8 protein-coding genes are annotated in these 7489 nt (G+C 69.9%); 7 read left to right on the forward strand and 1 reads right to left on the reverse strand.

The window, feature by feature from the left end; translation table 11 throughout:
* Nucleotides 1–65: 65 nt before the first annotated feature.
* The 5 genes from NR798_RS17885 (at nucleotide 66) to NR798_RS17905 (ending at nucleotide 3984) form a co-directional block, all read left to right on the forward strand.
* Nucleotides 66–1088 (forward strand): glycosyltransferase, encoded by a 1023-nt coding sequence (locus NR798_RS17885; protein WP_375772692.1) that lies wholly within the window; start codon nucleotides 66–68, stop codon nucleotides 1086–1088.
* Nucleotides 1089–1174: 86 nt separating this feature from the next.
* Entirely contained in the window at nucleotides 1175–2155 is a 981-nt protein-coding gene (gene lpxK, locus NR798_RS17890; protein WP_375773785.1) for a tetraacyldisaccharide 4'-kinase, read from the forward strand.
* Nucleotides 2156–2204: 49 nt separating this feature from the next.
* Complete coding sequence (locus tag NR798_RS17895) at nucleotides 2205–3221, forward strand: bifunctional heptose 7-phosphate kinase/heptose 1-phosphate adenyltransferase (RefSeq protein WP_375772693.1); 1017 nt, start codon at nucleotides 2205–2207, stop codon at nucleotides 3219–3221.
* Nucleotides 3218–3709, forward strand: a complete 492-nt coding sequence (locus NR798_RS17900; RefSeq protein WP_375772694.1) for an adenylyltransferase/cytidyltransferase family protein — start codon at nucleotides 3218–3220, stop codon at nucleotides 3707–3709. The genes NR798_RS17895 and NR798_RS17900 overlap by 4 nt, the downstream gene beginning before the upstream one ends.
* Nucleotides 3710–3720: 11 nt before the next feature.
* Nucleotides 3721–3984: a Trm112 family protein gene (locus NR798_RS17905; RefSeq protein ID WP_375772695.1), complete on the forward strand. Its 264-nt coding sequence runs from the start codon at nucleotides 3721–3723 to the stop codon at nucleotides 3982–3984.
* Here NR798_RS17905 and NR798_RS17910 read toward each other — a convergent pair.
* Entirely contained in the window at nucleotides 3973–5073 is a 1101-nt protein-coding gene (locus tag NR798_RS17910) for a glycosyltransferase family 9 protein (protein ID WP_375772696.1), read from the reverse strand. The genes NR798_RS17905 and NR798_RS17910 overlap by 12 nt on opposite strands.
* Before the next feature lie 76 nt (nucleotides 5074–5149).
* Here NR798_RS17910 and NR798_RS17915 point away from each other — a divergent pair, with 76 nt between their 5' ends.
* Both NR798_RS17915 and gmk read left to right on the forward strand, forming a co-directional pair.
* On the forward strand, nucleotides 5150–6028 hold the full coding sequence (locus NR798_RS17915) for a YicC/YloC family endoribonuclease (RefSeq protein WP_375772697.1): 879 nt from the start codon (nucleotides 5150–5152) through the stop codon (nucleotides 6026–6028).
* Nucleotides 6025–6657 carry a guanylate kinase gene (gene gmk / locus NR798_RS17920; RefSeq protein ID WP_375772698.1) on the forward strand — a complete coding sequence of 211 codons (633 nt, stop codon included), beginning with the start codon at nucleotides 6025–6027 and terminating at the stop codon, nucleotides 6655–6657. Before NR798_RS17915 ends, gmk begins: the two co-directional genes overlap by 4 nt.
* Nucleotides 6658–7489 lie beyond the last annotated feature (832 nt).

Genomic DNA, 7489 nt, shown 5'->3' on the forward strand with positions numbered 1-7489 from the left:
GTCACCGAGTGGGCCCGCGGCTCCGCGAACCCGTCCCCCTGCTCGAGGAAGGACCGAGACTGGCGATGAGAATCCTGCACCTGCTGGCGAGCCCGTTCTGGAGTGGCCCGGCGGAGAACGTGGCGTTGCTGGCGCGGGCGCAGCGGGAAGCGGGGCACGAGGTGACGGTGGGGGTGGACCGGCTGCGGACGGAGGTGACGTCCGAGGAGCCGTCGGTACCTCGGTTCGAGGCCTTGGGGCTGCTGGACGAGGGGGGGCTGGAGCTGTCGGTGAAGTCGCTGCCGTGGAGGGTGTGGGGCGACACGAGGAGGCTGAAGGCAAGGAGCGTGGACGTGGTGCACGCGCACTTCACGCACGATCACCTGGTGGCGAGGTGGGGGAGGCCGAGGGGCGCGGTGTTGATCCGTTCGGTGCACGCGCCGAGATCGCTGAGGGCCTCGCTGCCGGACGCGGACGCATACACGGTGCCGTCGTCGTCGCTCATCACGAGGCTGGTGGGGCGTCGGGTGCGGGTGTTGCCGCCGCTGGTGGATCCGATGTTCCGGCCGGCGGAGGACCGCGAGGGACTCCGGCGGGAACTGGGGCTGACGGGGGCGCCGCTGGTGGGGATGGTGTCGACCTTCCAGGCTTCGAGGAGACACGCGCTGGGAGTGGAGGCCTTCGCGAGGCTGCGCCAGAAGAACGCGGGAGCGAGGCTGGTGCTGGTGGGGGATGGAGGGGTGGTGGAGCCGGTGCGCGAGCAGGTGAGGGGGTTGGGGCTGGAGGAGGCGGTGACGTTCGCGGGGTACCAGAAGGGCGAGGCGTTCGTGCGCTGGCTGAAGGCGCTGGACGAGGTGTGGGTGCTGGGGTTGGGGAACGATTGGAGCGCGAGGGCGGCGGCGCAGGCGAGGGCGTGTGGAGTGCGGGTGGTGGCGGTGGACGAGGGGAACCTGCCGGCGCTGGCGGATGCGCTGGTGGAGGAGCTGACGCCGGAGGCGGTGGCGGCGGCCTCGGAGCCGGGGGCGAGGGCGCTAGTGGAGCACCCGAGCAACGCGAGGATCGCCGCGGACATGCTGGCGCTGTACGAGCAGGCGAGGGCGGAGAGGTGAGCGCGGGGGCTCCGGGACCGGGAGCGCCGACGGCGATCGAGCGGGTCTTCTACCCGGAGAGGCCGGAGCGGTGGAGCCGGAGGGCGATGCTGGCGCCGCTGGGGATGCTGGCGTGGGGTTACGGGGCGGGGGTGAGGCTGAGGGGAGCGCTCTACGACGCGGGGGTGCTGCGAGGCGAGCGGGTGGAGGGGCTGCGGGTGGTCTCGGTGGGCAACCTGAACGTGGGAGGGACGGGGAAGACGCCGGCGGTGCTGTACCTGGCGGAGCTGCTGGTGCGGGAGGGGAAGCGGGTGGGCATCCTGACGCGAGGGTACGGGCGGAACTCGAAGGAGCCGCTGACCTTCACGGGAGCGGGGCCGTTGCCCTCGGTGGAGGAGGCGGGAGACGAGCCGCTGCTGCTGGCGCGCCGGTGTCCCGAGGCGAGGCTGTTGGTGGGAGCGGATCGGCGGATGCTGGCGCGGCGGGCGAGGGACGAGTTCGGGCTGGAGGTGGTGCTGCTCGACGATGGCTTCCAACACCGGCGGTTGGCGAGGGACGAGGACGTGGTGGTGGTGGACGAGGCGGTGGGCTTCGGCAACGGACGGATGCTGCCGCGAGGCCCGTTGCGCGAGCCGCTCTCGGGGTTGAGCCGGGCGACGCTCTTCTGGGTGCGAGCCGCGGCGGTGCCCGGGCCAGCCTTGCCACCTCTGCCGGCGCCGTGCGTGCGGACGCGCTACCGGCCCACGGCCTGGGTGGACCCGGCGGGAGTGCTCCATCCGGTGGAGGCGCTGTCGGGACAGCCGGTGCTGGCACTGGCGGGGCTTGCCCGGCCGGGGGGCTTCCTGAGGACGCTGGGCGAGTTGGGAGCGGACGTGCGGGGGACGGCTTTCTTTCCGGACCACCATCGCTTCAGTGAGCGGGAGCTCCACGAGGTGAGCAGCCAGGCGGCGAGCCTGGGCGCACGGGTGGTGACGACGGAGAAGGACCGGGTGCGGCTGCCGGGAGACTTCGAGACGTGGGCGGTGCGGCTGGGGGTGGAGGTGCTCGAGGGCGAGTCGCACCTTCGCCGGGCGCTCGGGCTCGGGTAGGAAAAGGTCGGCTTGTGGAAGGGGAGTTGCTGTGGGACAACGCGCCGCCATGGCTGCCGTCCTGCCCGCCCGAGTGACCTCTGCCCCCTTGGCCCAATACGCGTTGGCCTTCGCGCGCCGGAGGGTGCTGCTGGTGGGGGACCTGGTCGCGGACCACTACATCTACGGCCAGACGGATCGGGTGAGCCGGGAGGCGCCGGTGCTGATCGTGCGCCACGAGTCCTCGGAGGTGAAGCTGGGAGGAGGGGCGAACGTCGCGGCGAACGTGCGCTCGCTATCGGGGCAGGTGACGGCGGTGGGGCTGCTGGGCGTGGACGAGATGGGGAGGGCGCTGCGCAAGCTGTTCGACGAGGCGGGGATCGAGCTGAGCGCGGTGAGTGCGAAGGGCGTGGAGACGGAGACGAAGACGCGCATCCTGGCGGGCGGGGTGAACACAACGCGGCAGCAGATGTTGAGGCTGGACCGGGGGCAGCGGGGACCGTTGCCGCCGAAGCTGAGACGGGCGTTGGTGAAGCGGGTGGAGGAGGCGGCGAAGGACGCGGATGCGGTGGTGGTGTCGGACTATGGAGCGGGGGTGGTGGGGGAGGAGATGAGGGAGGCGTTGCGCAAGCTGGCGGCGGAAGGGCTGCCGGTGTGCGTGGACAGCCGCTACAGCCTGTCGGCGTTCACCGGGGTGACGGTGTGCAAGCCCAACGAGCCGGAGCTGCAGTCGCTGGTGGGGAGGCCGTTGAGGACGGAAGAGGAGTTGATGGAGGCGGGGCACGAGGTGGTGCGCCGTTTGAAGTGCCAGGCGCTGTTGGTGACGAGGGGCCGGCACGGGATGGCGCTCTTCGATGCGAAGGGCGGGCTGGACGTGATTCCGGTGCATGGGGCGAAGGAGGCGGTGGACGTGACGGGGGCAGGGGACACGGTGATCGCGGCTTTTTCGCTCGGGCTGGCGGCGGGGGGGAGCTTTGGGGAGGCGGCGAGGCTGGCGAACGTGGCGGGGGCGCTGGCGGTGCAGAAGCCGGGGACGGCGACGGTGGCTCGGGACGAGCTGTTGGGTGAGCTGAGGGGTGCGCGGTGAGGACGTTGGACAAGGTGCAGAGGCTGGCGGAGGTGGTGGAGCAGCGCGAGCGCTGGAGGGCGGAGGGGAAGACGGTGGCGTTGGCCAACGGGGTGTTCGATCTGCTCCACGTCGGGCACGTGCGCTACCTGGAGGGGGCGAAGGAGCTGGCGGACTGCCTGGTGGTGGCGGTGAATTCGGACGCGTCGACGAGGGCGTACAAGGGGCCGGGCCGGCCGCACATCCCCGAAGGGGAGAGGGCGGAGATGGTGGCGGCGCTGGCGTGTACGGATCGGGTGCTGGTGTTCGACGAGCCGAACGTGAGGAACATCATCCGGGTGTTGAAGCCGGACGTGCACGTGAAGGGGACGGACTACACGCCGGACACGATTCCCGAGGGGGACGAGGTGCGGGCGTACGGAGGGCGGGTTGCGGTGGCGGGGGATCCGAAGAATCACAGCACGACGGAGCTCGCGCAGCGGCTGCAGGCGGAGCGCGGGACGAAGTAGGGGAGAAGCGAATGAGGCTCCCCGACTGGTTGCTCTCGACGCTGGCGTGTCCGCGGTGCAATGGCCCGCTCACGCCCACCCCAACACCACCAAGAACCCCTCTCCCTTCGGGAGAGGGTCGGGGTGAGGGTATCCGTCCCCCGGGTTCCAATCCCGACAGCCCCACTCCGTCCGAGCTGTGCTGCCCCAGTTGTGCCCTCGCGTATCCCATCCGTGACGGAGTCCCGGTGTTACTCCCCGAGGAAGCCCGTCCGTATGCCGGCTCAGGGCGCTGAACCCCGTGCCGTGAGCTCCTGGGCGAAGGCTCGCACCTCCTCGAAGACACGAGCGGGCAGGTCGCCACCGGAGTCGGCGACGGGAGTGAGGTCGACCATGCGGTGGGGCGGGAGGGGGTGACCCCAGCGGGCCATGTCCATGCGGAGGAAGAGCGCGAGGGTGGGAGCGCCGACGGCGACGGACAGGTGCATGGGGCCGGTGTTGTTGCAGACGGTGAGGCCGGCGGAGCGCATGAGGGCGGCCAGCTCGTCGATATTGGTCGGCGGAGCGAGCTGCGAGCCCGGGGCGGAGGCGACGACGGAGCGGGCGAGTTCCTCCTCACCGGGGCCCCAGGTGACGATGGGGGTCCGTCCGGAGGCGATCAAGGCCCGGGCCGCGGCGGCGAAGGCTTCGGGAGGAATGCGCCGCCATCCAAGTCTGCCTCCTGGATTGACGACGGCGCGGGGCGAGCCGGAGTCGGCCTCGAGCCATGAGCGGAACGAGTCGCCGACGTTGGGCGTGCGGAAGGACATCGGCTCGCGGGGAGCGCCTGGCACGAGGGGCGAGAGCAGGTGCACGCGTTGGAGCACCTCGCGGGTGGTATCGGAGCGGGCGGGAACGGAGAGCGAGTGGAGGTAGTGGACGGGCCACTGGTGGGGGCCGATGACGAGGGCGTGAGGCCCCACGAGCCGGGAGATGAGGGCGGAGGTGACGGAGGGCGTGGACCAGTTGGAGCAGTCGACGACGACGTCATAGCGTTCGCGGCGGAGGGCGCGGATGCCGGGGGCGAGGGGCCCGAGCCAGAGGAGGCGCCGGTCGAAGGGGATGATGCGGTCCGCCTCGGGGTGGCCGGTGAGGACGCGGGTGACCTTGGAGTGGACGAGGACGTGGACCTCCGGGGGCTGGGAGGTGGCCTTGAGGGTCGTGAGGAGGGGGGTGGTGAGGAGGGCCTCACCGACCCGGTTGTCGATCCGGACGAGGAGGACGCGCCGGGGGGAGGGGAGGGGAGTTCCCGGCTTCCGCCGCCGGCCGGGACGCCAGAGGAGGGCGGATGCCACCAGAGCGAGTGCCAGCTTCGCCCACAACTCGAGCCGCTTGTGCCAGACCATCGGGGGGCGGACCATAGCAGAGAGGATCCGTGCAGGTGGCTTGACCTGTTGGCCGGAAGCGCCTAGCAAGCCGCCAATGCTGAAGAGCATGACTGGATTCGGAGCGGGGCGCGCGCGGGTGCGCGACGAGGAGTTTTCCGTCGAGCTGCGCTCGCTCAACCACAAGTTCTGCGAGGTGAAGGCGCGGCTGCCGCGGGAGTTGGCGGCGCTGGAGGCGGCGCTGGTGAAGCAGGTGAAGGACCGGCTCGCCCGCGGCTCTGTGGAGGTCTTCATCAGGAGGCAGACGGCGACGGCGGCCGGGACGGTGCCGGTGGTGGACGTGGGGCTGGCGCGGGAGTACGCGCGGGCCTACCGCCAGGTGGCCGAGGCGCTCGGGATGATGGCGGAGATCTCCTGGACGCATGTGGCCAACCAGCCGGGGGTGATGCGGCTGGAGGAGAAGGGGATGGACGTGGAGGCGGCCTCGCAGGCGGTGCAGGAGGCGCTTTCCCAGGCGCTGGGCGCGTTGGAGCAGATGCGCCAGGTGGAGGGCGAGGCCATCCGCGCGGACCTGGAAGCCCGGCTGGGGCTCATCGAGCGCTGGAGCCACGAGGTGGCGCAGCTGGCGCCGAGGTCGGTGGAGGACTATCGCCAGCGGCTGGCCGAGCGCGTGGCCGAGCTGGCGCGAGGCATCTCCGTGGACGAGCAGCGGCTCGCCCAGGAGGTGGCCGTCTTCGCCGAGCGGACGGACATTGCCGAGGAGATGACGCGGCTGGCCAGTCACCTGGAGCAGTTCCGTCAGCTCATGGCGGGCAGCGAGCCCTCGGGCCGTCGCATGGACTTCCTCGTGCAGGAGATGCACCGCGAGGTGAACACCACGGGCTCGAAGAGCCAGCACGCGGAGATCTCCTCGCGCGTGGTGTCGATGAAGGCAGAAGTCGAGCGCATCCGCGAACAGGTCCAGAACGTCGAATGAACGAGCCCACTCCTCTCCAGCCCGGTCTCCTGCTCGTCCTCTCCGCGCCGTCGGGGACGGGGAAGACCACCTTGGCGCGCCGCCTGCTCGCCGAGCTACCGGACGCCATCTTTTCCGTCAGCGTGACCACCCGGAAGCCCCGAGGACGGGAGCAGGACGGGGTGGACTACCACTTCGTGGACGTCGCCGCCTTCCAGGAGCGGATCGAGCGGGGCGAGTTCGTCGAGTGGGCCGAGGTCTACGGGCACTTCTACGGCAGCTCGCAGGCGGTGGTGGACGAGGCGCGAGCCCGGAAGGGCGTGGCCATCTTCGACATCGACGTCCAGGGCGGGCTGGCGATCAAGCGCAAGCAGCCCGACACGGTGCTCGTCTTCGTTGTTCCTCCGGCGATGGATGAGCTCGAGCGGCGGCTGCGCGATCGCGGGACGGATGCGGAGGAGACCATCCGCCGCCGGATGCTGGCGGCTCGCTCGGAGATCGAGCGAGGAGTCGCGTCGTACGACTACATCATCGTGAACGACGACTTCGAGCGCGCCTATAGAGACCTGCACGCGGTGGTCATCGCCGAGCGCAGCCGGCGGGGACGGGTGGATCTCTCGAAGCTGAAGTTGGAGAAGCCCACGCCCTGAGTTGCTGGGCGCAGGCCCGCGGGAATGGCGCGAGCGGCTGGGAGGGTTTCCCCACACCGCCGCGATTCGGAGCTGGAAGCCTGGCTCTGGATGGTGCCGCTGAGACTGGGACCAGGAGTCCGGCTCGGGGCATACGGGAGGACGCAGGTGAAATAGCTTGCGCCGCCTGATCGCTTGGTGGATAAGCCGCCTCACCCCACGGCGCGGTGTCACGCAGGTGACACTCCAGCGAAGCGGGGCTGTTCTTTTGATCATCAATAAGACCGAAGGTCGGCAGGGGCACACCAGATGATGGTTGCCGTGGCTGACCAGCCCCGACAGGACGGGTCGATGAAGTTGACAGGTCCCGAAGGCGGTCATAGATATTGGGAACTCTGCCAGTGCTGCTGAAAAAAGCGGACGGCGAGCGGAATCAACCGGAAGAAATGAGCGGTTGACTCCACCCAAGGCGAGGCGATAGAAGCCGCGCCCCCTCGGACGGAAAAGCGACGTCGCACTGGCGACGGAGGCTCCGGCCGAAGCAGTGAAAGACGAAATATGAAGTCGGCGAGCGAAGTTGACTCCCAACGCGGTGGTGGTAGAAGCCGCCTCCCCTCGAAACGGCGAAAGCCGAAGCGAGGCGGAAGAAAGAGTCGACGAAGCGAGTTGACAACGGACGCGGATGCGAAGTAGATTCCGCGCCCCTTCGACCGGAAGAAACAAAGCGCAACGGCGCGATGTTGAATCCAGACGAGGCGAAGCGGTGAAAAGCAGCGTCAACGGCCGCTTGACAGCAAAGCCGCTTCGAAATAAAGAGTGCAGCCCCCGGGTTGAATGGGGTGCAGCGCAGAAG

Origin of the sequence: Archangium gephyra, from assembly GCF_042230915.1 — a bacterium.
GTDB classification, from domain to species: Bacteria; Myxococcota; Myxococcia; order Myxococcales; family Myxococcaceae; genus Archangium; species Archangium gephyra_B.

Excerpts from the sequence above, each read along its gene's own strand:
- NR798_RS17895 (WP_375772693.1), top strand. The coding sequence starts at position 2,205 with ATGGCTGCCGTCCTGCCCGCCCGAGTGACCTCTGCCCCCTTGGCCCAA.
- NR798_RS17905 (WP_375772695.1), top strand. The coding sequence starts at position 3,721 with ATGAGGCTCCCCGACTGGTTGCTCTCGACGCTGGCGTGTCCGCGGTGC.
- gmk (WP_375772698.1), top strand. The coding sequence starts at position 6,025 with ATGAACGAGCCCACTCCTCTCCAGCCCGGTCTCCTGCTCGTCCTCTCC.
- NR798_RS17915 (WP_375772697.1), top strand. The coding sequence starts at position 5,150 with ATGCTGAAGAGCATGACTGGATTCGGAGCGGGGCGCGCGCGGGTGCGC.
- NR798_RS17885 (WP_375772692.1), top strand. The coding sequence starts at position 66 with ATGAGAATCCTGCACCTGCTGGCGAGCCCGTTCTGGAGTGGCCCGGCG.
- NR798_RS17910 (WP_375772696.1), bottom strand. The coding sequence starts at position 5,073 with ATGGTCTGGCACAAGCGGCTCGAGTTGTGGGCGAAGCTGGCACTCGCT.
- lpxK (WP_375773785.1), top strand. The coding sequence starts at position 1,175 with ATGCTGGCGCCGCTGGGGATGCTGGCGTGGGGTTACGGGGCGGGGGTG.